Below are 24,166 nucleotides of genomic sequence, written 5' to 3' on the forward strand. Positions count from 1 at the left end.
ATCGGCATATTGGCTCTTTTCCTATTACCCGATGGTCTTGAGCAATTCCGCCAACAGAGTGGTCGAATCGGACGACTTCGCCTGACGCATGCCCCGTCGCGAATATGATGCACCGCGGAAAACCTGATTTCGCTAATAGTGCCGGGGGCCAGCGGTATGGAATGTGGGACGGATAGATCCGAAAAGAAGATTTATGTTATGACGGGTCGCAACCTTGAAGTGGTTCACTGCCGTAGACAGATCGTCCTCCTTCTTTCCGAGGGATTTTCGTTGATTCATATGGGACGCCTCGCAGAGACATTCAGTCTCGCGAGTCGTATTCGCCATTCGAACAATGCGCTGCACCACTACTACGAGCTACGACTCGTGTCCGCCAGAGGCGGCGCCATTCGTTCTTCGTCCGGCGTGCTGATCTGGACCGACGCGGTCGACGTGCATTACGCGAAAGATGTCGACGCGCTGTTCGCGCTCGCCGGGACGGCCCCGTCCATCGAAAGAGAAGAGCGGCTACTCTCGTGGTTGCGCCACACCTATCCTCACGCGCAGGTGGTTCATGGAATCGGCGGCGGCCAGAGCGCTCTCGCCATGGCCGGCCTCGAGCCCAAAGATGGCGGGTTCCCAAAAACGGGGGGCAGTTCCTTGCCGCTGGGGGAACTGCATGCGCACGGCACGACCGGTATCGACGCCGAAGCCGCATGCGCACTAACCAGCGCATTGTCCATCGTCACACACGATTGCGGCCACGAAACGGCCAGCGAAGTGGCCGACACCTTGCTGCGCGCCACACCAAAACGATTCACTCACGCGGTACTCGATTCCCGTGAGTCGCGTGCCAGCGACCTGATTCGCACGTCGGCGAATCAGTTGCGGGTCAACAGCGAGAACCGCGTATCGATTGCGGAAGCCGCGCAGGCTGTAGCGATGAGCGAGCGCAATTTCCTGCGCCGCTTCAAGCAGGAGATCGGTGTCACGCCGTCCGAATTCGTCCTGCGCGTCCGCCTCGAAAAAGCCTGCCACATGCTGGTCGATACCGACCTGCCTGCCGACAAGATCGCTCGCCGTACGGGCCTGGGTAGCGGCGACCGGCTCGCCAAGCTGTTTCGTCAGCGTCTGTCGACGTCACCCACCCAGTATCGGACCGCCGAACGCAATCGTCCGGCCGAGAACGGTTCGTCGGAACCGGTCGCCGCCAGACGCGTGCGCCGTCCCGCTTCGTAACAGGCGAGAGATAGCTGGACCTTGCGTCCCCCCAGCATCGTGGAGATCCTCATGAAAAAAGTTGCCTCACGCCTGGCCGACTGCGCGTGCATTGCGTTCGCTGCCGCCATCGCCTCTCACATTGGGCCCGCCCGCAACGGAGAAAGCAGCCCTCTTCGGTTGTTGTTCATCATCGTGATTCTGATGGCGTCAACCGCATTGATGCCGGCTGTTCGTGTTCACGCCGTCTCGCCGATGCGTTCAATCCATCGCTTCTGCACGCGAGTGTTGCCGGCATGGCTGGCCGTGCAATTCGCAGGACTCCTGCTTCTGCTTTTCATTCACCGGCTCGATGCCGCGCTGCTCGCCTGGATTGCATGGTGGACATGTATTGGGATCGTACTGCTCGCCGCGTGGCGCTTCACCGCACACGCGACGCGCTCATCGGTTCGGCCGGCCGGGTTGCGCGCGCGCAATATCGTCGTGGTGGGCAACGGCGAATATTTGCGGCAGATCGTGGCGAAAGTCGACTCCGGTCAGTACCGGGATTTCCGTGTCGCGGATGTCGTCGAGTTGCACACCGCCGATGCGGTCGCGGGCGAACACATCAAGAGAAAGCTTTCTCATCTCGCACAGTTAGTGGAATCCGGCGGCATTCGCGAAGTATGGCTCGCGTTACCGTTGTCCGCACATGCAGCGACGGCACATTGCATCGAGACGCTCAAGAGCACGCTGGTGGAAATACGGCTGATGCCCGACGTCATGCCGCTGGGACTGTATGCCGGCATTGGATCAATCGACGCACTCAACATCCCGTCAATCAGTCTCTCTCCCTCGGCCCTTTCCGACGAGGCAATGACCGGCAAGGAGATCTTCGATAGGGCTTTCGCGCTGGTCGCGCTGATCGCGCTCTCACCGCTTTTCGTCGCGATCGCGATCGCAATCAGGCTCTCGTCGCCCGGTCCGGTGTTTTTCAGGCAACGCCGCAAGGGACTGAATGGGCTGCCGTTCTCAATCTACAAATTCCGCTCGATGCGGGTTCATACGCAGGAGCGCGGTGTTCTCCATCAGGCGACCCGCAACGACAGTCGAATCACGAAAGTGGGGCGCTTCCTGCGCCGCACCAGCCTCGACGAGATTCCGCAGTTCATCAATGTTCTGCGGGGAGAAATGTCGATTGTCGGTCCTCGTCCCCACGCGCTCGAACACGACGACCTTTACGGACCGCTGATCCGGGGCTACCTCGACCGCTATCGAATCAAACCAGGCATCACCGGCTGGGCGCAGATCAACGGCTATCGAGGCGAAACGGACGGTTTGGAAAAGATGGCGGGACGCGTCGAGTACGACCTGTACTACCTGCGTCACCGATCGTTCTCGATGGATATCAAGATCGTCTTGCGTACCGTCATTAGTGGATTCATCAGCAATCAGGCTTACTAATCATTAAGTGGAGCAGCGGACCGCGAGAGGGAGGTCTGTGCGCCCTACAAAGGAATTGAAGTGAAGCAATTGAAATCCAGGTGCTACGTGCTACCACGCAGCGGTATCAAGGTCTTTTCGATGAGTCGACTGGCGGGCGTCGCGGCACTGCAACTCGCCTTGGCCGCCTGCTCGATTGCGCCCGGCATGAAGATGCAGCAATCCGCCACGTTGCCGGTGTCCGGTGCCGCGGGGCAAGCGCAGACCGAGAAGCTGCCCGTGCCAACGACCGAAATCACGTTGTCGTCGATCGACCAGATCAGTAGCGAGACCGAACACCGCAGCGACGCCAGTATCAGTGCCCTGCTCGCGCATGCTCAGGCTTATACGGTCGGCCCGGGCGACGTACTTCAGATCACCGTCTGGGACCATCCGGAACTCGCGGCGGCCCTGGGTGCGCAGCCGCCCGCCAACGCCCGTACCTATGACCCGCCGCCGGGATTCGTCATCGACGAGAAAGGATATCTGCGATTTCCGTACGTTGGGAGTTTGCGCGTCGAGGGCATGACGATCGACGAGGTCCAGCAGAGGCTAACAGAGCAACTAGGTAAGTCGTTTCACAACCCGCAGGTGACGGCACGCATTGCGTCGTTCCGTGCGAAACAGGTGTACGTCGACGGCGAAGTTCGCACCCCCGGTGCGCAAGCTATCAACGATGTTCCGACTACCCTGTACGACGCCATCAGTCACGCTGGCGGGTTCAGCTCGGCGGCAGATCAGAGCCGTATTACGTTGACTCGCAACGGTCAATCGTACGACATCAACTTCACGAAGATGCTGCAGCGTGGCTTGAATCCTTCGAAGATCATGCTGCGTCCCGGCGACCTGGTTCGTGTCGCCGCCAGGGAAGAAAACGGCGTGTTCGTCCTCGGTGAAGTAGGCAAGCCGCTCACCGCGTTGCCGCAGCGCAGTGGTCAACTGACTTTGAGCGACGCGATCTCGCAGGCCGGCAGCATCAATTCGACGACTGCCGATGCCGCCCAACTCTACGTTATTCGCGGAGTCGGTAAGGGCGCTCACGTGTACCACCTCGATGCTGCGTCGCCGGTATCGATGGTCCTCGCCAACCGGTTCGAGCTGCAACCCAAGGACATCGTCTATGTCGATGGAAACGGTCTGGTCCGCTTCAGCCGCGTGCTGAATCTTCTGCTGCCGGGCATCACTGCGGGTCTTTACGCCGGGTTGGTGACGAAATGATCACGAAGAACTGCTCTGCCTCGTGCGTGCACATGACAGCGAGGCCATCATGAAACGCCGTTCGGTCATGGGTCTCTCCGCCGGCGTGGCCATGCTGGGCGCAACCGCCGTTTCGCGGGGATGGGGTGAGTCCACCGTCGACCGGTCGCAGAACGGATTTCTGTGGCTCAGTGACTTCGCCGCCAAGGGCACGGGCACGAGCGACGACACCGGCACGTTCCAGCGAGCGATCGACTACGTGCGCGATATCGCTCTGCGTACGCGCGACACGTCCTGCTTACCGTCCTTGCTGATTCCTGCCGGCCGCTATGTGCTCACCAGGACGATCGACACCGCCCCGTGGATCAAGTTGTGTTCGGCGGGTGGCGTGCTGCTCGACTTTTCGCAATTGCCCGCGGGCTGGAACGGTTTAACCTGCCGGAACGAAACGACACTTCCTGCGACCTCGTTGCGGTTTCCGGGCGACCGTTCACCGTTCCTCGACGGGACCGGCGGCACGATTTCGATCCTAGGCCCCGGCAGGGAAAAGGCCGAAGGATGGGCAATCGTGATGGGCAACCGCCAAGCCGGATTCTCCGGCGCCGTACGCGATGCCAGTGGTCACAATGTCGTCGTGACGGGCTGGCGTGGCGCGCTCAGGATCGATCCGATCAATACGTATCTGACGGCATGGTTTTCGTCGCGATTCGAACAGAACCGCGAAAACAGCATTTACGTTGCGCCCGGCGGTGCAGGCAGAAGCGTGAACAGCGGCGAGCGGATGAGCTTTGTCGATTGCACGTTCGCCGGGTCCGAGCGCGCGCTCGAAATCGACTCCGACAGCATGGATTTCGTCTTCGACGCGTGCTCGTTCGATTTCAACGGCGACGTCGTGCATTTCGGCCGTGAAGCGCGTTACGGCACGGTGGCCCTGAGCCATTGCCATATCGAAGGAATCGACGGGCTACTGGTCAACGCAACAGCCTGCGGTGACCGTCTTCGCACCGTGCTGCGCGACTCGATCGTTTTACCGAGGCACTGGAAACGAAAAGACCTCGTCAATGCACCGCGTCAACTGATTGCGGGTGGGGCGAAGTTCTCCGCATCAGGCGTCGAATGGCGTTTTGAGGCACCGCAACGGGGAACATTGACAACGTTGATCGGCGACGAAGTGCCCGTCGAATCGTTGCACAACATGAGCTTCCAGAAAGTTCGGGCGTTGCCGTGGCGGGGCCATGTGGTCAATCCCGACAGCGTTTTCGCGCTCGACAGCGCGGGCACACCTGTCGGCAAACTCACGCACTGGAGCGCATCATCCGCCGCACCTGCCGCACCTGCCGCACCTGCCGCACCTGCCGCACCTGCCGGCGAGATTGTCGCCATGAATGCGGTTGTGGGGAACGGCGTAGCAGCCAGATCGCCCCAGGCATTGCGGTTGATGTTGGCGGATCGGAGCGACGTGCCCTTCTCCCTCAGCACCCGAACACCTTTCCCGGTGCGCCCGGGCGAAACCGTCATGGCCGCCTGTAGTGCCGTCACGACGGGCACGATCGGCAGCATGACCTTCTCGTTTCAGTTCTACGCCGCAGCAGGAGTCCCGCTGAGCCTCAGTGAAGCCCAAAGCGTGACGAACGAACTCCCAGCCGCCCAGGCAACCGTTCCGAGCGGAGCCGCTCAGGCCATCCTCAAAGCGACCTTCACCGGTTGGACGGGGAAGCTAGAGATCAACGAACTGGCCGTATGGCGATCGTGATAACGCCGGGTGCGCAAGCGCCCGGGCGAATCGACGACGTCTCAACACAACGAAAGCAAAACCAGATGATTTCCAACGTTATTACGGTTTGCCACGGAAACCTTTGCCGCAGCCCGATGGCCGCCGCCATGCTTCGACAACGCGCCGAAGGTCTACATGTTCGCTCCGCCGGTCTCGCCGCCGTAGTGGGACAGCCGCCCGAAGCCGAGGCCATCGCGGCGATGTCCGAGATCGGCATCGACATCCGGACACATCGTGCCACGCAACTGACACGACAACTCGCGGACGACGCGGAGCTGATCCTGACAATGACCTCGGCCCAAACGCGCAGCCTCGAATCGCTCTATCCGCCGATGCGCGGCCGCATCTTCTCCATTCGCGGTTTCGACGATGTCGATATCGACGATCCCATCGGCTTGCCACTCTCCAGATTCCGTCAATGCCGCGACGTCCTGACACGCGGTATCGACTACTGGGTCAGGCGATTGGGAAACCTGAATGATCTTCAAGACCGATCCCACGAGCGCGCGGTCTCTCGCGAGATCTCTATTGCTGGAGGTGAACAGTGAACCAGCCGATCATGCCGCATGAAGTCCGCACCACCGAAAAGGAATTCAACCTGGCGGCGATGCTCGACACTTTCATGCTCTACCGGCGCATGATGCTGTGGATTTTCGGTACTGTGTCCGTCCTCGGTATCGTCGCGGTACTGCTTTCGGATCCGCAATATCAGGTCAACATCATCACGCAGGTCGACGAGGGCTCGGCCGCGACCACCGCGTCGTCACTGCTCGGTCAGGATCTTTCGTCGATGCTCGACGTCAAGTCGTCCGCCGATACCGAAATGCAGGTGCTCCAGTCCCGGCTGGTCGTCTCGTCGGCAGTGGACAATCTGCGCCTGTTTATCGAAGCTGAACCCGCGCGTTTTCCGTTTGTCGGCCGCGCTATCGCGCGCTCGAACAAGGGATTATCCCGCCCTGGATTTCTCGGCATGGGCGGCTATACGTGGGGCGACGAGCATGCCACCGTCGAGCGCTTCGACGTTCCCACCGAGCTCGAAGGCGAACATTACCGCCTGATCGTTCTGAACGGAAAAACGTATCAGCTTTCGGGAAGGGGGCTGGACGGAAATGTGATCGGGCGCATCGGCAAGACTGAAACCTTCGTCAGCGAAGAGGGGCCGATCACACTGGAGGTTGACGCGATTCATGCGGCGGCGGGCGCGCGCTTCAGGCTCACCCGGCAATCGCGTCTGGAGACGATCAATCAGCTGCAGCGCAGTCTTTCCATCAGCGAGCTGGGCAAGGACTCCAATGTCATGCAGGTCAAGCTGCGCGGCAGCGACCCGGGATTGATCACGGCGGTCCTGAACGACATCGCGCATCACTATGTCGTTCAGAACGAGGACCGCAAGTCGGAGCAGGCTGCGCGATCCCTCGCGTTCCTGCGCGGTCAGCTTCCCGACTTGCGTCAGAAACTCGATACGGCGGAAAGCGCGTATTCGGTGGTTCGAGCCAAACTGGGTTCGGTGGATCTCGACGGCGAGGCGCGCGCGGTTCTTCAACAGTCCGCCGATAACGAGACCGCGATCAGCACGCTATTGCAAAAGCGCGCAGACGCGCTGACCCGCTTCGAGCCGACGAACCCGACAGTAGTCGCGCTCGATCATCAGATCAAGGTGCTTCAGGCGCAATCGGCCGGATACAACCAGCGTATCGACCGTCTGCCGGAAACTGAGCGCCAGGTGGTCAAGGCGCAGCGCGACGTCAAGATCGCCAACGATCTCTACGTCGGCTTGCTGAACAATATCGAGCAGTTGCAGATCCTAGAAGTTGGCCGCATCGGGAATGTGCGCGTACTCGATAGCGCCTTGTTGCCCGACCAGCCGATCCGACTGTGGCGTCCGATCTTGTGCGTCGTTGTGATCGTGCTCGCGGTGTTCGCGGCGGCGGCGGCGGCGTTCGTTCGCGACCTGCTGTTCCGTGGGATCGCCGATCCTCGCGAAATCGAGGAACAGACCGATCTCAGCGTGTTCTCAGTCGTGCCGATGGCAAGCCGGCGCGGCTTCCCGTGGGCCGGATACTGGCGTCGCAAGCCGCAATCGCGTCGCCCGCTAGCGTTCGTCGATCCGGCCGATCCCGCCATCGAAAGCTTACGCAGTCTTCGTACGGCATTGCAGTTTTCGCTGTCCGACGCCGGCAACAACATGGTGATGTTCACCGGCTCGGCGCCCAACATCGGCAAGTCGTTCATCGCGTCGAACCTGGCCGCTGTCCTGGCGCGTGCGGGCAAACGCATCCTGCTGATCGACGGCGATCTTAGACGCAGTGGACTGAGTCGCGCGAATGGCTGTTTTTCGGCGGTCGGGCTGTCCGACGTAATTGCCGGGACGACCACGCTCGAAGCGGCGATCCGCAAGATCGAACGGTCCAGCCTCGACTTTCTTCCGAGTGGCTCGATGCCGCCCAACGCGGCCGACCATCTGAGTGGTGCGGGCGTCGCCGGACTCTTCAAGATGCTTTCCGAACGCTACGACGTAGTGATCGTCGACACCGCACCGCTGCTCGCGGTGCCCGATGCAGCGATTCTCGCGCCGTATTGCAATGGCAACGTCTTCCTGGTGGCGCGCGCGTCCATCACGAAGCCGGCGGAACTGGAGGAATGCGCGCGACGCTTGCGGCAGGTAGGGGTCGAGGTGAAAGGCGTGGTGCTCAACGGGATCGACCGGCACGCGGGACGCTTCCGCTATGGCGCGAGCTATGGCAGCTACCGCTATGCCCGCTCCCGAGGTGAAGAGGCGCGTCCGGTGATCAATGAGGTGGTGTCATGACGCAACGACGCCGCGACGCCTGGGCGGCTTCCCTACTGTCGGTCAGTGCGCTGGGATCGGCCGGACTGGCGTTCGCCGTTCAGGCGATGCTCGCGCGATCGCTTTCCTCGTCTGCGTACGGGCAATTCGCCGCCGCGCTCGCGGTCGTGACGATCATTGCGCCGGCGGTCGGCTTCGGCGTGCCGTCGTTCTGGTTGAAGGCCTACGGCACCGAGGGCTGGGCCGCTACGCGCTGGATGGAAGTGTCGGTGCGCTTCATCGCCCGCAGCGCGCTCGTCTGCCTCGCTGCCGCGGCGCTCTGGGCATGGCTCGGCACCGCAGACACCCACACGGGACAACTGCTCCTGTCGATGCTTCCGGTGGTGCTCACGCAAGGCGTCATCGAAATGGCCTCGGCGAAGCTCCAGCTGGAAGAGAAATTCGGCCGCGTGGCGATGTGGCAGGCGCTGCAACACGCCGGGCGTCTCATGTTGGTGCTGCTGTGCTGGCGGCTCGGGTCGAACAGCGAATCGATAGCGCTCGGCTTTGGCTGCATTGGCGCAATCGTGACGCTCGGCGCGTGGCGCTCGGTCATCGTACTGCGACTCGGCGCGGCGGAGCTGGTCGGACACGGGCCGAAGCCGGTGGCGGCATCGGGCGTGGATTTACCGACACCGTCGAGCGCCGAACTATGGCGGAACGTCATGCCCTTCGGCGTGTCCAGCCTGCTCTTCTACGCGTATGCGCAAAGTGGACTGGTGATCGTCTCTCATCTCGGCACGTCGCCGGATGTCGGCATCTATAGCGTCGCCGTGACTATTCTAAGCGCTCTATATCTGTTGCCCACCGTGCTGTTTCAGAAACTTCTGATGCCGCGTCTGCATCGCTGGGCCGCGTCGGGTGACGAACGTCTCGAACGGATGTATCGGGGCGGCAACAAATGGATGTTCGGCACCGGTGTCGTCCTCGCCGGCATGGCCATATTGCTCGCGCCGGTGCTGGTTCCGCTGGTGTTCGGCCGGCAATACGGACAATCGGTGAATGTCGTCATGCTGATGGCGCTGAGCACGCCGTTCCGGTTCCTGACGGTGAGCGCGTCCTCCGTCATGACGACCCGCAATCTGATTCGCGTGCGTAACTGCTGCGCGACGATCGCGCTGCTATTCAGCGTGGTAGCGACGGTTATTGGTGTGTCGGTCGCAGGAATCATGGGCGCCGCGGTCGCGTCCGTCTCGGGCGAGATCGTGTGGGCAGTGCTGTCCGTGCTGTGCGCGCGCCATTTCCTGGCCGCTACGCGGCGCAAGCCAGAATCGGCCGCCGGCAATCAGCCATTCTCCCAAGACACGCCGCTTCTGCGAAGCCGGCCGATTCCGGTGAGCGTCATCATTCCGTGCTTCAACTGTCGCGACACGGTCGGGCGAGCCGTTCAGTCCGTCTTCCAGCAAACGACCCGTCCACAGGAATTGATTCTGGTCGACGACTGCAGCACCGACGGCACGCGTGAGCTTCTCGGCGAACTGGCAAATCAGTATCCCGCCAACTGGATCCGCGTCATTCTGCAGCCTCGCAATGCCGGTCCGGGCGCTGCCCGCAATGCGGCGTGGGCGGCGGCAACGATGCCCTACATCGCGTTTCTTGACTCGGACGACAGCTGGCATCCGGCGAAGATGGCGATCCAGTACGGATGGATGCAAGCCCATCCGGAGGCGACCATCACCGGTCATCCCGTCGCGCAACTCGACCCCGGCGAACGGGCCGACGGCCAGCCGTGGCCGGAGGTTTGCGCGCCGCGCCCGATGTCGCGTCGGCGGATCCTTTTCTCCAACCGCTTCACGCCCTCCAGCATCCTGATGCGCACGGATGTCGGCGCCCGTTTCGACGAAGCCAAGCGGTATGCCGAAGACTATTTCATGTTGCTCGAAGTAGTGCTGGTGGATGGCGGCCAGGCTTATCTGCTTCCTTCTCCGCTCTCGTATGTCTACAAGGCCCAGTTTGGCGCGGAAACCGGCCTGAGCGCACAACTCTGGAAAATCCAGAAAGGCGAACAGGACAACTACCTTGGCTTCCGCCAACGTGGCGTGATCAGTCCTGTCGAGTGGTTGTGCTTTTCGCTGTTGAGCGCGGCCAAGTATTTCCGGCGCTGCCTGCTGTCGCGGAGATTCACGTGAATCAGACGCACTCCGCTAATCAGCAGCATCACCCGGCCAGGCATGTGCAATGAGCTACTATCTGTTGCCTCTTCTGATCTTCTACTTCGGCGTAGCGCTTTGCATAGCGTATGGCGGCACCAATCCCGCGGTGATCCTCACCTGCTCGCTACCGATCGTCGCGCTCGCCGTTTTGCGCGGCCACAGCGGCACCGACACCGCAGCGTACTACCAAGCCTTTACAGACCTGGGCCAAGGCAATGGATACGGCGCGGAGCCGCTCTTTAATGCCTACGCGCAGCTTCTCTGGGCGGTTTATCCCGACCCGCGCTTCGTCGTCAATAGTATTTCGATGACGACCGCGCTGCTCTTGCTGTGGTCCATTTCCCGTAGCCGCTATGGCATCTGGTTCGGCGGCCTGGTGCTCGTGCCGGCCATGTTCTACGAGCTGACCATGAACGTGATGCGCTTCGGTCTCGCATCGGCGATCTTCCTGCTCGCGACCCGCATCGCGCCGCATCGGAAGCCGGTTCGATACGTCATTTACGCAATGATCGGCACCTGCTTCCATTTTTCATCCGCACTGCTTTTCCTGCTCTATATCGCGACGACCCGGCGCGGACACACACTGATGATCGTCGGCGTGGCGATTGGCGTAATCGGCATATCGCTGGTGATGCCGGATTACTTCTCCGATAAAACCAGTCTCTACACCGGCATAGCCGCCCCCAATGCGTCGTCGGGGCTCCTCTTCCTGCTGATCCAGATCCTGATGCTGTCGGTGATGATCGTCTACCGGCGGCAGTTCACGATCCCTCCCATCGGCTGGCTGATCTGCGCTTTGCTGGCGGTGGCGCTATACGGCGTGACCCAGGTGACCTACGCGGGCATCCGCTTTCAGCTGATTCTCGTGAACCTGATGCTTGTCGTGCTGTGGCGCCAGTTCTCTCCAGGCAGCGGGCGCATGCCATCCAATCTGGCGGCGTGGCTGTTCCTCATTGGACTGGTCGGGCTAGCGGGACGAATCCACAACATGTCCGATGAGGAAGGCCAGGGCCAATCCCCGTTCCTGCCATATCAGACCGCTCCAGCAATCCAGGAATTAGGGTGACCGGCCATGCGACAAAAAATCGTACACGTAACGGAAGCACTGGGCGGCGGCGTGTTGCATTGCGTCTTGCTGCTGGCCAATCGTCAGGTCGCCGCCGGTGACGACGTCGTCGTGCTGCATTCGGTGCGGCCGGACACACCGCCGTCAGAGAAGCTCGATGGCCTGTTCGATCCACGGGTGCGTCGTCAGGTGGTGGGCATGCGTACCAGCATCGGCGCTCACGATATTGCGAGCGTAGTCCGGCTCGTCATCGCTCTGTCGCGTGAGCGGCCGGACATCGTCCATCTTCACTCATCGAAGGCGGCGGCGTTGGGGCGCATTGCGACGCATCTGCTCGGCATCACGGCACATACGATTTACTCGCCGCACGGCTTCGCTTTCCTCAAGGAAGATATCTCGCCCATCAAGGCCAAGCTGTATTTGCTGGTTGAGCGATTGCTGCACGCGTCGGGTGGACATATCGTCGCCTGCTCGAAGAGCGAATTGCGTTACGCGCGCATGCTGCTTCAGCGCGCTGAGCGCACGAGCCTGGTCGAGAACGCAGTGAAACTCGATGAATTCGATCACGGTAGCCGCAGCCGGATGGCCGAACAGGTAGTCGTCTGCACATCGGCGCGCGTCACGTACCAGAAGGCACCCTGGCGATTCACGCGTATCGCGCAACGACTCGCGACATCCAATGCCCGCTTTATGTGGTTCGGCGATGGCGAGGCCGAAGCAATCGACCAATGGATCGATCGCGACGCGATGCAGCTGAGCGGCTGGATTCCGGCACAGGAACTCCGGCGACGACTGCTGGGTTGCGACATCTTTGTTCTACCTTCGTTATGGGAGGGCATGCCGATCGCGCTGATTGAAGCTCAGGCGGCGGGTCTGCCGGCGGTCGCCAGCCGCATCGTCGGCAACCGCGATGTGATCGTTCACGGCGTGACCGGCTTCCTCGCGAATGACGACGCCGAGCTGGAGCACTACATCCGCCGGTTGATCGACGATGCGGACCTGCGCGAGCGCATGGGTGCCGCCGCGAGCGCACACGCCCGCGCGCGGTTCGGCGACAAGCAGCTGTTCCGCTCGTATGTCGGACTCTACCGCCGACTGCTCACGCCGGTTCCCGCTCTCCACCTTGCCACCGCGACGCCCGCAGTTTCATATGAGGTACTCAAATGAATGCAACCGAAGTCGATGATCGACCCGTGACCGGCGTCCGCGAAACACGCATTGCCTTCTTCGGATTCTATGGGCGGCACAACTTTGGCGATGATCTGTTCGGCTACCTGCTGCAGTCGATAGCGGCGAGAACGCCAGGGATTCAGCCACTGATCGTCGGCGCATCGTCCGCGCAGGAGTTGACGCATCTGTTTCATTTACCGATTGCGCGGGCGTTGTGGACACGCCGGGGGCCGATGGGCGCCGCTGCGCGGTCAGTAACTTATGTGGCAGCCGTTCTGCGTGCGAGGGCGGCGGTCTTTGGTGGCGGCTCCCTGTTCGGCGCCAATGCCTCCTTGCAATTTGCCAGGTTGATCGTCAACACGGGGCGTCGATTCAATCGCCCCGTCTCCGCGCTTGGCGTGTCGGTCGGCCCCTTTTCCACGACGGAACGGCGCCATGCGTTCGCGAACCTGCTGAGAGCGATGCCGAGCATCGCGGTCCGTGACGAAGCGTCGGTCCTCGCCGTCGCCGACGCGACGGGATCGGCGCCCCTCAACCTCAAGGATCTCGCTTTCGCCCTGCCCGCCATCTATACGCCAAAACGAAAACCGGATGAGCCACGCACGCTGGTGGTGTCCATTCATCTGCGGCAATACATCGATGCGGTGCTTGCGATACTCGCCACGGTGGACAGCCAACGCCTCGTCGACCATGTGCTGTTCGTTTCGCTGGATGACGAAAGCATTGCGGTCACGGGGGACATTGCCCGCCTGTTCTCGCCGGCCAACGTCAGCGTGAGCCGCTTCCAGTACGGCAATTCAATTACCGAGGTGGTCGATCTGCTCGCGGGCGCAACCTGTGTCGTGACGTCGAAACTGCACGGAGCGATCGTCAGCTTCGTGTACGACGTCCCGGTGATGCTGTTCTGCTATCAGGCCAAGTGCGCCGAATTCCTGCGGGACAACGCATTGCGCGGACCTCAGGAGCCCCAGCCATCGGATGAAGCGTGCGTCGGGCATGTCACGGAGCTACTCAGTGGCGGCCGCGAACAACGCTATTCGCGGGCGGGATGGCACCTCGATCAGTTCAAACATTTCATTACAGGGATTGGCCGCGGCCGGACGGAGATTGGCGCGGGTTAGCCACTCGAAGAGCGTTGGACAAGCGCCGCAAGGACGCGTCGGGCGGGTGGCGGAAGGCGATGCGCCGCCGTCACCGGTCTCGCCGCCACGCACCAACGGAAGTAACGGCGCGATCTCCGTAGGCAAATGTTACGCGGGCAATTCGACTTGTCGCGTAGCCAGATACGCGGCGAAGTCCGCCGACAACTCGGGGTGTCGCAGTGCGAACTCCACCGTCGCCTTGAGATAGCCGAGCTTACTGCCACAATCGAAACGCGTGCCTTCGTAACGGTAGGCCAGCACCTGCTCGTCAACGAGCAACGACTGGATCGCATCGGTCAGTTGCAACTCGCCACCGCTACCTGGGCGCAGCGCGCGCAGATGCTCGAAGATTCGTGGCTTGAGCACATAGCGACCGACCACACCATAGCGGGAAGGCGCATCCGAAGGTGCCGGCTTTTCGACGATACCCGACAGCTTGAAAATATTGTCTTCCCATTGCTTGCCGTCGATAACGCCATACGACTTCGACTCCTCCAGCGCGATCTCTTCGACACCCAGAACCGACGTATGGTAATGGTCGAATACGTCGATCATTTGCCGCAACACCGGTGGCTTTCCATCCAGCAGATCGTCGGCCAGTACCACTGCAAAGGGGCTATCCCCGACGAGTTTTTCAGCGCACAGTACCGCATGCCCGAGACCGAGCGCTTCGGCTTGTCGAACATAAAAACAGTGGACGTGACTAGGCTTGATGCTGCGAACGAGCGACAGCAACTTTTCCTTGCCGCGCGCCTCCAGCTCCGCCTCTATCTCATACGACTTGTCGAAATGGTCCTCGATGGCCCGCTTGCTGCGCCCCGTCACAAAGATCATCTCCGTGATGCCTGCTGCCATCGCTTCCTCTACCGCGTACTGGATGAGCGGCTTATCGACAACCGGCAACATTTCTTTCGGACTTGCTTTGGTCGCCGGCAGAAATCGGGTGCCGAGCCCTGCAACGGGGAAAACGGCTTTCGTTACTTTAAGCATTGGACTTAAATCTCGCGTGTGGAATGATCAGTCGTCTATTCAGAAATGCCGGCGCCCGATATAAAAAAGAACCCGCCCGCTCGATGTCGAGGCCGGGCGAGTTGAACCGAGGCAGTTCGGATCGACCGGGGTTGACGAATCCATAGCAAGTATTGCCGTTCAATGGTCTATTCAGGTGAAGACTTGTCCGATCGCACTAATCAAATGACGGAACGGCACAGTACTTTGCCTGGCATGTTCACGAATCGCATTCGGGGAAGTGTCCTTTGAAATTCGATGTGCGGATCGGGCGCAGCGGGTTCGGACTCGTGGCGGATGGGACCAAGGTTTTGTCAGTCCCGCCAATGCCGCCGAAGGTAAGCTTCCAGCAACGTGCATCGCCAGGCGCGCAGCGCGCGATGGAACTGTCAACCTTTGCCTATGAGGCGCAATCTTTTGGACAAAAATTCAGATAGCCTCCAGGCGATCGCCGCGTTCAACCAATCGTTTCTCCTGCTTGCCCAACGCATGCTCAGGGAAGACCGGGCGCAGGCGCAGCACGCGCTGGGTCTATCCGATTCGCTGGCGGAGCGGATCGGTTCGTCGACAGAAGCGGAGATCGAGATAGGGTTTTGTCGCATTAACGCGGTCAAGTAAAATCCGTCGACCGCAACGCATGAGAAGCATGATGGCAAAGACGAAGGCGCCACGCAAGACGCTGCCCGCTGGTATTGGCAAGGTACTGAAGCGGCTGCACTACCCGCTGGACGTGATCCTGCTGTGCGTGCGGTGGTACGTGGCGTACTCGCTGAGCCTGCGTAACCTCGAGGAAATGATGGCCGAGCGGGGTATTGAGGTGGATCATTCGAGCGTGCACCGGTGGGTTATCATGCTGCTGCCGGTGCTTGAAAAAGCATTGCGCAAACGCAAACGGCCTGTGGGCAAGAGCTGGCGCGTCGATGAGACCTATGTCAAGGTCAAAGGCCAATGGAAATACTTGTACCGTGCCGTCGACAAGACAGGCAACACGGTGGATTTCCTGCTGCGCGCCCATCGGAACAAGGCCGCGGCGCGCCGCTACTTCGAGAAGGCGATTGAACAGAACGGCGAGCCCGAGACAATCACCGTGGACAGGAGAGGAGCGGATCTGGCTGCGCTTGAAGTGCTCAATGCCGAGCGTTTAACACCGATCAAGGTCCGTCAAAACAAATACCTGAACAATGTCGTCGAGCAGGATCACCGTGCCATCAAACGCATCATCAAACCGATGATGGGGTTCAAGACTTTCCGCTGTGCGCTCATCATCCTGTCTGGCATAGAGATCGCACACATGATCCGCAAGGGGCAGTTGTGTGACGATGGCGTCGCCTCGACTGCAGCCGAACAATTCTACTCGTTGGCAGTGTAAGTAGTCCTACCGATCACGCTTTACTCAAGCTGTAATCGTTAGCGCGACAGAACCAGATTTTGGCGGTGGCGAAACGGCTAGACCGGTGTGCGTCATACTCACAACACCCCACTCGTACTGACGAGACGCTGGCCAACGCGCTGTGCTCACCGTCATCCGTCGAGCGGCAAGCATTGTAAGTTCAATTCAATCTCTCATCCTATCTTCCACAGATGCCAATTCGGGTTAAGCACACGGCAATTCGCGACATAAAGCTGATCGAGCCATCGATTCTCTCCGATAAGCGAGGCGTTTCCTTTGTCAGCTTCGACCAAGAAGAATTCGAGGAGCACGTAGCGCGCGGTTACCAGTTCGTGCAGGAGCGCCACTCCGTATCTTCCCATAATGTGCTATGCGGCCTGCACTATCAGATCCAGCGCCCGCAGGGAAAACTGGTGCGGGCGCTGAACGGTGAGGTGGTCGATGTGGCAGTTGATTTGCGACGCTGGTCGCCCACATTCGGCCGCTGGATCAGTGTGCGGCTATCGGCATCAAACTGCTGTCAACTATGGATCCCGCCGGGATTCGCGCATGGCTCTCTGGTATTGTCGGATGTCGCGGAGATACTTTGCAAGACAACTGAGCGTGGCTTTGTCGAGCACGAACGCACGTTGCAGTGGGACGATCCCGATATCGCGATTGCCTGGGAGCTGGACAAGGCGCCGATCATGTCCGCACGCGATGCGGCGGGTACAAGCTTCAGTATGGCTGAGGTGTATTGAGAGTCATCGTTGTTCATGGGCGAATGACACGCACGCGGTAGATCAACTTCAGGTCGTTCCACCGGAGCACCTCGAATGATTTTCAAATCAGCTCTCGTCGCGTCTCGCTAAAAGACCGTTTGCTAGCCCGGTACTCAGTCGGCGTTACACCAAGATCTGCGGAAATTTTTGGAAAGTTGTCCGCCACTGCTCATTCCGCAACGCCGCGCAATCTTGTCAACTGGAAGGCCGGTTTCAGAAAGAAGATGGCAGCACTTGCCAATGCGAACGTATAGAAGGTAGTCAGACGGCGTCACACCCATTTTCACCTTGCAGCGACGCAGGAAATTCCGCTCACTCATCGCGACGAATTGCGCGGCTTCTTCGATCGTGATCGATGTACCGCAGTTCATTTCCAACCACTGCGCGGATGCCTGAATTTTTTCACTCGGAGCTCCAAACGCGTTTTGATTCGGAGCGGCGGCAAAAAAATTGCGCCTCGAAGCGCAACCTCACCACTCCAGTAATTTCGAGCGCCACTGCCGCACCGAAGTCTTTTTAAATCAAAGTTGGTGCAGCTCGCAGTGGGGTGCTGGATCGTTGGGATGCAGACACTTTCAATCCGTCCCACGCAATCGCATGAGCGGCCTCGCCGCGCCGCAGTTTGCGGGATGTTTCCGGGGATTCAGTTGCATCGAGCAGCAAGCGCCCTTCCGCAATGGGGAAAATCTGCTCGTGGCGCAAGTCGAGCCGGCGCAGCCAGTCGACCATGCGCTCTTCGGTGAGCATACTATGAACAGCAGCGCCGCCGGCAATGAAGAGCGCGTGGAGATCGCCCGCGTGACCGCGTGATTCGATGCTGTCAGTCCAAACGAACATCGATGACGAGCTCGCTATCCTGCCACCGCCGACCGACAGCAAGTGGACATCGTAACGTGGTCCATTGATACGCATTGACGGACCGAGCACATTGGCTGACTGAAAAATCTCCACAACCGTGGCTGCCTCTGGTAGCGCGAAGCCGTTAAACAGTGCGATTCAGATACGTTTTACTGCTCGCACATCGTGCACAACCTGACGCTGAGCCGCATCGCGACTAGCGCGAGCAAAAAAACTGCCATCCAGCCATCCCCCGAAAATAAGTGGCCTCCTACAGCTACGTTTCGAGCCGTTTCAACTGCCTCGAGAATCGTACATATGCAGTGCGCATAGCGTCGCTAGATGGCTGATTAGGATGATACGTTGGCGATCGAGGACAAATCGCAGCAGACGACTCGAATTGCGGCGTTACAGGCTGCGCCCCTTGCAACGACTAATCTTACTTCGACAACTTATCGCGGTCCTATGCAATCTGAAATTGCTTGATCGAAGCAACAAAAAGGTCGCGCGACGTAGCGCAGCCCGAGACACATATCCATGAAGATTGAGTGGAACCACGACTCCAGCGACACGCCCTGACAAGTCAACCAGGCGATGGCAAAGAACCTCTTTTAATCGATCTCGAGACGCTTTCTGTGGAGCGCGCTCGGCGCCGTCAGTCAAGCGTCAGAGAGAGGTGTTCCTCCAGATACGTTCTGAAGTCGACGCTTACCTCGGGGTGCCGCAACGCGAACTCCACTGTTGCCTTCAGATAACCCAGCTTGCTGCCGCAGTCGAAACGCGTGCCGTGGTACTTGTACGCCAGAACCTGTTCATCGGCGAGCAGCGATTGAATCGCGTCCGTCAGCTGCAACTCGCCGCCCGCGCCCGACTTCAGCGCGTGCAGATGTTCGAAGATGCGCGGCTTCAGCACGTAGCGGCCCACCACGCCGAGATTCAACGGCGCCACACTCGGGTCCGGCTCTTCGACGATGCCCGACATCTTGATGATCGCCTTCTCCCACGCGTTACCATCGATGATCCCGTACGACTTGGTGTCTTGCGGTGCGATCTCCTCAACCCCGATCACACAACTGTGATAGTGATCGAACACCTCGATCATCTGCGTCATGACAGGGGGCGTACCGTATAGAAGGTCGTCTGCGAGAATGACGGCGAACGGGTGGTCACCCACCAACTTCTCAACGCAAAGCACGGCGTGCCCGAGGCCGAGTGCCTCTGCTTGACGCGCGGGTGGGATCGACGAATTATCTGGCGACTAACGCGGCCGAGAACGTGACCTTTCCGTATAGCACGCAGCGGTTCCTGCTGAATCAAGGCCGCTTTAGCGGCGAGTACTTCTCGACTCAGCTTTACCGGATGCGTGATGCATACCTGCGTTGCGGGCGGCCCGGAAGTGACGCAACGAAGCCGAAGCCGAAGCCGAAGCCGAAGCCGAAGCCGAAGCCGAAGCCGAAGCCGAAGCCGTAAGCGAGTGTGCCTGCTGTTTCGACTGGCGCCGCGCTTTCACGTGGTGACTGCGGAAGCGGTTTTCAGCGTGTAGGCGGCGGACGGGCGTTGGTGCCGGTCAATTGTGAATAACTTTCTTTGGAGATAGGCGATGAAGCTTCTAAACGGCGCCACGCTGCAGCACGCTGCTGTTCGAATCCATAGTGCTTGCGACCAGTGCACTGGTTGCATGCGGTGGCGGGACCGGTAGCGGCAGTTCGCCGACGTCGACAGTGAGCGCTACGGCCGCGGTTGGCGCGGCGCTCGCTAACGCAAGTATCACGCTGACTTGCAAGAACGGTTCAGGTACCGCGACGGCTAATTCCAATGGTGGGTATGCGGCGACGTTCGCGTTTGACGGACCGTGTGCGATCACTGCGTCGAGCGGTGCCATCGCGCTCCATTCGTTTGCGGCCGGCGCGGGCGCGTACAACGTGACGCCCTTGACCGAATTGCTTTCGAGCTATCCGGCGGGGCAGCTTCGAACCACCGTTAGCGGACAGCCGTCGGGAATCTCTAGCAACACAGCGTTTCAGTGCGCGCTGTCCAACAGCACGGTAATCGCGAACGCACAGGCGGCTGTCGCCCAGTTGACTAAGACCCAGTATGGGATAACGCTTTCGTCATCATCGTTCTTGACGGTTTCGTTCAAGCCCAGGACAGCCCGGCGCAGACGCGGATCTGGACACTTTGCAAACTGCTGGCGCGATTACCGCGAATGGTCAGCCGGCGGCTTCGTTGGCCAGCCGCTGCGGCCACGGCGGCACGGGAACCACAACGAAATAGCTTTCACCTGCGGAAGCGGGAGATCGGGCTGTCGGCGCTCAAATGAGCCTGAAAATATTTGAGACTTCGCGTCGCGATAGTCTCGATTGGTTACCCACGGTCCTTGCGATTCGGCCGCGCGAAGCCAGGCACCGTACAACATGGGCTTGAGACGCGAACGACAACTATTCGTAGCCGAGCTTGTGACTCAGGATGGGCGCGAAAAAGAGTGCTATCGCCGCGCCCGCTGCCTTGCCCTCGAACTCCGCGGCCGCAACCGCGGCCCGCATTCCATACAGGTGCGTGAACAGATCGAATAGCTGAGGTAGGCAGTAGAGCGCCGCCATCGCAATGCAATAACCTTGCACGGTCGATATACGCCAGCCCTTCTCAAAGGCAACAGCAGCGGCGACGATGCGCAGAATGCCGAACAACACGAGTGAACCCACAGCTGCCTGTTCGCGGACCAGATACTCTGGAATAAACTCGCCCATAACTCCCTGTGCACCCGGTAGAGTAGCAAGCCTGAAATTGAGAGCCACCGATTCGAACGTTGCCATCGGACGGCCATCGCTTGTGACTACCGTTCTTCGGAAGTGGAGAATGAGTCGACTGGTTTTGATGTTACCGAAGCCGCACCCGCGCAATGAAAGCGCGGCTGAAAGAACCACAATAATGGCCGATATCGTCAAGGGCCACCGCCCGTAGAACGGCGGCGGGTATCCATGCCCCTGTTCACCACCCTTCTACGGTGCCACTTCGTTGCGCATCCGATAGTCCGTCGGCGTCGTCGCCAGATATTTCCTGAAGAGCTTCGACAACTGCCCGCCGCTGCCGATACCGCAGCGGCGCGCGATCTTGTCGACCGGCAAACGCGACTCAACAAGCATCCGGCAACTCATGTTCAAACGTGCGCGAAGCAGATAGTCGGAGGGCGTGATGCCGATCTCGTTCTTGAATCGGCGCAGGAAGTTCCGCTCGCTCATCGCCGCAACCTTCGCCGCATCGTCGATTGAGATGGGGCGATCGACGTTCGCATCCAGCCAGCGCGCCGACGCCAGGATCTTCTCACTGACCTGTGGCGTCAGGCCAAACGTGGCTGCCGAACTGAAAGGTGTCGTGGGTTGCGGGGCGATCGATTCGGCGACTTGCTGTGCCAGATCGGCGCCGAGATCCTCTTCTACAATGCGTAACGCCGTGGATACGGCACCAGGCGGTTCTGTCAGCGACCGCGCCGGAGGCAGGGCCTGCACTTCGCTACCGCCATAGAAAAGCGGGCAGTAGCGACTGGGCAACCCCGCAGCTTGCAGCAGCAGTTGGCCCTCTGCGATCGGATGCACGATCTCGCTGACCGGATGCCGGCGGCGCAGCCAGTTGCTCAACCGCTCGTCGCGGCATGCCTGCTGTACGCCCGTACCGCCGGCAATGAACAACAGGTGCGTCTCGTTCGTGCCTCGGTGCGACTGGACGTCGTCGGTCCAGACAAATACCGATGACGAACTGGCGATGCGCCCGCCCGCAGCGGAAAGCAGCGAGACGTCGTAGCGGGCACGGCCCGATCGCTGCGCGGCGGTGAGCGAGTTTGCCTTCTGGAAGATCTCGATGATTGCTGCGACCGTAGGCAGTGCAAATCCATTGAACAGTGCGATGTCGACGCGAGTCAGCGCGGTCGTTTGCATCGGCACGGCACTTTGCCGCGAGCTATGCCGCAGAGTATCTACCAAGTCCATTCATTTTTCCCCGGAAATGTGTGGTCTGCAAAGTCTTGTCCCCAAGACTCTGATTTTTTCTTATCGGAACATGCTATAGATCTGATTCTGTTGTCAGTATTACATGGCCGAATTAGCCAACACATTGGCCGTTAGGGGCACTGAATGGTGACCCGGCGAATAGCCGTGCTGGGTTTCTGATCCTACCGCCCGCGAACCCGATAAGATTTGGAAAGGCGGTTTCAAGGGTGAAGCGCAACAGCGGGATTAATGTTTAGAGCCTTGAGGTTGGCTTGCTGATGCGAGGGTCGCGGCGAAGACCTCGAAGGGTGAATGGAAGTTGTGAGTTGCACGAGGCCGGCTATTCAGACTGTCGGCGATGGCGTCGAGTTCGTCCTGACTGTAGACCGAAAGGTCTGTGCCTTCACGGCAGATACTGTCGCAGCAGCCCGTTGGTGTTTTCGCAAGTGCCGCGTTGCCAGGGACTGTGCGGGTCGCAAAAGTACACGTTCACGCCGGTTGCGGCAGCGAGCTCTTTATGGCGCGAGATTTCTTTGCCCTGGTCATAAGTGAAGCTCTGGCGCAGTGGCGTGACAATCGAATTGAGTTTGGCGGAGAAGCCCGCCAACGCGGAAGCTGCGGTGGCGTCTTCCATCTTTGCGAGCAGCACCAGGCGGCTGCTCCGTTCAACCAAAACGCCTACCGAGGACTGGTTGCCAGCCCCCTCCCAGCGGATATTCTATTGCGCGGAAGTTGGCGTCGCGGATGACGGCAATCGACATCAATTTGAACTCTCGAAGTTAAATTCCGGTCTCCTCGGCGGATTAACGGCGGACTAGAGTTCGGCGGCTTGATCTTCGCGAAGTTCTCCACAGCCTTCCGGGTCGAAGTCGGGATCGAGTTCCCACGCGTCACACACTCACGCTACCGACATCGACAATCCGCTGTTGATTGGCCTGCTGACGATGATTCCGTACTCCGTGACGCTGATCTCATGATCACGGTGGGTCGTCACGCGGACCGCACGCGCTAACGCCGCTGGCATATCGTCGCTGGTGGCGGCAAGCGGCTTCAGCCTGTGCGCGGCCAACGGTGACAGCTCACCGCTGTCGATGATCGGGCTCACGCTGGCAGTCTCCGGCGTGGTCACCGCGCTGCCGATGTTGTGGGCGCTGCCCACCGCATTTCTCTGTGGCAGCAGAGCAGCGGCGGGCATCGCGCCAATCAACTGCACCGGCAACCTGGCGGGCTTCATCGGCCGACCGTGATCAGTTGGCTCACGGGCTATACGCATACGCGGCATCCGGGCTCGTGTTGACGGCGTGCGCCCTGACGCTCGCCGCACTTCTGATTCTCGTCGTTGTTCCGGCGCGGCTCGTGAATCGTTAAGGCTCGGCGGCCAAGGATAGAATTGCAGCGCCCTGCCAGACCGTTCTATAGGCGGCGGATGGGCAAATGTATTCGGAGTTCGCCGGATAAGTGCGTTGTCCTATATTCAACGTGACGAGGTTCCGTCGCAATAGCGGCGGCTGGTATGCTTCCGCTTGAGATCATGTTGGTGTGCGTGCGTTGGTACGTGGCCTACCCGCTGAGCTTGCGCAATCTCGAAGAGATGATGGCCGAACGCGGGATCGCGGTCGATCATTCGACCGTTCACCGGTGGGCCATCAAGCTTCTGCCTGTGCTTGAAAAGGCGTTCCGCCGCTGCAAGCGCCCGGTCGGCAAGAGCTGGCGTGTCGACGAGACCTACATCAAAGTCAAGGGCCAATGGACCTATCTGTACCGCGCCGTCGACAAGACCGGCAACACGGTGGACTTCCTGCTGCGAGCCAGGCGGGACGAGGAGGCGGCCCGACGGTACTTCGAGAAGGCCATCGATCAGAATAGAGTGCCCGAAACCGTAACCATCGACAGGAGTGGTGCCAATCTGGCCGGGCTGCACGCCGTGAACGCCGAGCGTGAGACGCCTATCAAGATCCGCCAGATCAAGTATCTCAACAACATCGTGGAACAAGACCATCGGACGATAAAGCGCCGTACGCGACCCATGTTGGGATTCAAGATATTTCGTTGTGCGTGGATCTTGTTAAGCGGCATTGAACTTCTGCATATGATCGCCAAAAATGATATGAACGCCTCCCACCCGTGAGCGGTGAGCGAGAGGAAAACGGAGCCTCACGGGCCAACGGCATCAAAGACGCCAAAATGGAAGACCATTGAG

Annotated in this window: 21 protein-coding genes and 2 pseudogenes; 15 read left to right on the top strand and 8 right to left on the bottom strand. The window is 60.1% G+C overall.

The window, feature by feature from the left end:
• Window positions 1-279 precede the first annotated feature (279 nt).
• The 10 genes from HV770_RS35480 to HV770_RS35525 all read left to right on the top strand — a co-directional run bounded on the left by HV770_RS35480 (window position 280) and on the right by HV770_RS35525 (window position 13,966).
• On the top strand, window positions 280-1,218 hold the full coding sequence (locus HV770_RS35480) for a helix-turn-helix domain-containing protein (protein WP_246291516.1): 939 nt from the start codon (window positions 280-282) through the stop codon (window positions 1,216-1,218).
• A gap of 51 nt (window positions 1,219-1,269) precedes the next feature.
• The gene (locus HV770_RS35485) at window positions 1,270-2,640 is read left to right on the top strand and encodes an undecaprenyl-phosphate glucose phosphotransferase (protein WP_175166107.1); all 1,371 of its coding nucleotides are present in this window, start codon (window positions 1,270-1,272) and stop codon (window positions 2,638-2,640) included.
• 120 nt (window positions 2,641-2,760) lie between these two features.
• Window positions 2,761-3,876, top strand: a complete 1,116-nt coding sequence (locus HV770_RS35490) for a polysaccharide biosynthesis/export family protein (protein WP_175166108.1) — start codon at window positions 2,761-2,763, stop codon at window positions 3,874-3,876.
• Window positions 3,877-3,943: 67 nt separating this feature from the next.
• Window positions 3,944-5,608, top strand: coding sequence for a glycoside hydrolase family protein (locus tag HV770_RS35495; RefSeq protein ID WP_217468690.1), 1,665 nt, complete (start codon window positions 3,944-3,946; stop codon window positions 5,606-5,608).
• On the top strand, window positions 5,596-6,177 hold the full coding sequence (locus tag HV770_RS35500) for an arsenate reductase/protein-tyrosine-phosphatase family protein (RefSeq protein WP_175166110.1): 582 nt from the start codon (window positions 5,596-5,598) through the stop codon (window positions 6,175-6,177). Before HV770_RS35495 ends, HV770_RS35500 begins: the two co-directional genes overlap by 13 nt.
• Entirely contained in the window at window positions 6,174-8,438 is a 2,265-nt protein-coding gene (locus HV770_RS35505; RefSeq protein ID WP_175166111.1) for a polysaccharide biosynthesis tyrosine autokinase, read from the top strand. The genes HV770_RS35500 and HV770_RS35505 overlap by 4 nt, the downstream gene beginning before the upstream one ends.
• Window positions 8,435-10,585: a glycosyltransferase gene (locus HV770_RS35510; protein WP_175166112.1), complete on the top strand. Its 2,151-nt coding sequence runs from the start codon at window positions 8,435-8,437 to the stop codon at window positions 10,583-10,585. The genes HV770_RS35505 and HV770_RS35510 overlap by 4 nt, the downstream gene beginning before the upstream one ends.
• Before the next feature lie 49 nt (window positions 10,586-10,634).
• Window positions 10,635-11,675: an EpsG family protein gene (locus HV770_RS35515; RefSeq protein WP_175166113.1), complete on the top strand. Its 1,041-nt coding sequence runs from the start codon at window positions 10,635-10,637 to the stop codon at window positions 11,673-11,675.
• A gap of 6 nt (window positions 11,676-11,681) precedes the next feature.
• On the top strand, window positions 11,682-12,842 hold the full coding sequence (locus HV770_RS35520) for a glycosyltransferase (protein ID WP_175166114.1): 1,161 nt from the start codon (window positions 11,682-11,684) through the stop codon (window positions 12,840-12,842).
• Complete coding sequence (locus HV770_RS35525) at window positions 12,839-13,966, top strand: polysaccharide pyruvyl transferase family protein (RefSeq protein ID WP_175166115.1); 1,128 nt, start codon at window positions 12,839-12,841, stop codon at window positions 13,964-13,966. The genes HV770_RS35520 and HV770_RS35525 overlap by 4 nt, the downstream gene beginning before the upstream one ends.
• Window positions 13,967-14,095: 129 nt before the next feature.
• Here the strand turns inward: HV770_RS35525 and galU are convergent, their stop codons facing one another.
• On the bottom strand, window positions 14,096-14,977 hold the full coding sequence (gene galU / locus HV770_RS35530; RefSeq protein WP_175166116.1) for a UTP--glucose-1-phosphate uridylyltransferase GalU: 882 nt from the start codon (window positions 14,975-14,977) through the stop codon (window positions 14,096-14,098).
• A 420-nt stretch (window positions 14,978-15,397) separates the two neighbouring features.
• On the opposite strand from galU, the gene HV770_RS35535 reads away from it, so the two are divergent.
• The 3 genes from HV770_RS35535 to rfbC all read left to right on the top strand — a co-directional run bounded on the left by HV770_RS35535 (window position 15,398) and on the right by rfbC (window position 17,125).
• The gene (locus HV770_RS35535) at window positions 15,398-15,613 is read left to right on the top strand and encodes a flagellar transcriptional regulator FlhD (protein ID WP_217468691.1); all 216 of its coding nucleotides are present in this window, start codon (window positions 15,398-15,400) and stop codon (window positions 15,611-15,613) included.
• A gap of 28 nt (window positions 15,614-15,641) precedes the next feature.
• Entirely contained in the window at window positions 15,642-16,364 is a 723-nt protein-coding gene (locus HV770_RS35540) for an IS6 family transposase (RefSeq protein WP_425497550.1), read from the top strand.
• Window positions 16,365-16,576: 212 nt separating this feature from the next.
• On the top strand, window positions 16,577-17,125 hold the full coding sequence (gene rfbC / locus HV770_RS35545) for a dTDP-4-dehydrorhamnose 3,5-epimerase (RefSeq protein WP_175166118.1): 549 nt from the start codon (window positions 16,577-16,579) through the stop codon (window positions 17,123-17,125).
• A gap of 134 nt (window positions 17,126-17,259) precedes the next feature.
• On the opposite strand, the gene HV770_RS39195 is transcribed toward rfbC, so the two are convergent.
• The 3 genes and pseudogenes from HV770_RS39195 to HV770_RS35555 form a co-directional block, all read right to left on the bottom strand.
• Window positions 17,260-17,517, bottom strand: a complete 258-nt coding sequence (locus HV770_RS39195) for a helix-turn-helix domain-containing protein (protein WP_343048407.1) — start codon at window positions 17,515-17,517, stop codon at window positions 17,260-17,262.
• 145 nt (window positions 17,518-17,662) lie between these two features.
• Window positions 17,663-18,097, bottom strand: coding sequence for a type 1 glutamine amidotransferase family protein (locus HV770_RS39200; RefSeq protein ID WP_246291518.1), 435 nt, complete (start codon window positions 18,095-18,097; stop codon window positions 17,663-17,665).
• A 541-nt stretch (window positions 18,098-18,638) separates the two neighbouring features.
• Window positions 18,639-19,211 (bottom strand): annotated as a pseudogene (locus HV770_RS35555) (UTP--glucose-1-phosphate uridylyltransferase); the annotation flags it as partial.
• Between HV770_RS35555 and HV770_RS35560 the strand changes: the two are divergent.
• Window positions 19,196-19,453, top strand: coding sequence for a hypothetical protein (locus HV770_RS35560; RefSeq protein ID WP_217468692.1), 258 nt, complete (start codon window positions 19,196-19,198; stop codon window positions 19,451-19,453). The pseudogene HV770_RS35555 and the gene HV770_RS35560 overlap by 16 nt on opposite strands.
• A 968-nt stretch (window positions 19,454-20,421) precedes the next feature.
• Here the strand turns inward: HV770_RS35560 and HV770_RS35565 are convergent.
• The 4 genes and pseudogenes from HV770_RS35565 to HV770_RS35580 all read right to left on the bottom strand — a co-directional run bounded on the left by HV770_RS35565 (window position 20,422) and on the right by HV770_RS35580 (window position 23,185).
• Window positions 20,422-20,730 (bottom strand): hypothetical protein, encoded by a 309-nt coding sequence (locus tag HV770_RS35565; RefSeq protein WP_175166125.1) that lies wholly within the window; start codon window positions 20,728-20,730, stop codon window positions 20,422-20,424.
• A 252-nt stretch (window positions 20,731-20,982) separates the two neighbouring features.
• Window positions 20,983-21,966 carry a GlxA family transcriptional regulator gene (locus tag HV770_RS35570; protein WP_175166119.1) on the bottom strand — a complete coding sequence of 328 codons (984 nt, stop codon included), beginning with the start codon at window positions 21,964-21,966 and terminating at the stop codon, window positions 20,983-20,985.
• A gap of 246 nt (window positions 21,967-22,212) precedes the next feature.
• Window positions 22,213-22,672, bottom strand: a pseudogene (locus HV770_RS35575) (IS30 family transposase); the annotation flags it as partial.
• A 192-nt stretch (window positions 22,673-22,864) separates the two neighbouring features.
• Window positions 22,865-23,185 (bottom strand): hypothetical protein, encoded by a 321-nt coding sequence (locus tag HV770_RS35580; protein ID WP_175166120.1) that lies wholly within the window; start codon window positions 23,183-23,185, stop codon window positions 22,865-22,867.
• A 294-nt stretch (window positions 23,186-23,479) separates the two neighbouring features.
• On the opposite strand from HV770_RS35580, the gene HV770_RS35585 reads away from it, so the two are divergent.
• A complete protein-coding gene (locus HV770_RS35585; RefSeq protein ID WP_175166121.1) occupies window positions 23,480-24,094 on the top strand; it encodes an IS6 family transposase in 615 nt (204 codons plus the stop codon).
• Window positions 24,095-24,166: the final 72 nt, after the last annotated feature.

The sequence above is a fragment of the Paraburkholderia fynbosensis genome (assembly GCF_902859935.1).
Taxonomy (GTDB): domain Bacteria; phylum Pseudomonadota; class Gammaproteobacteria; order Burkholderiales; family Burkholderiaceae; genus Paraburkholderia; species Paraburkholderia fynbosensis.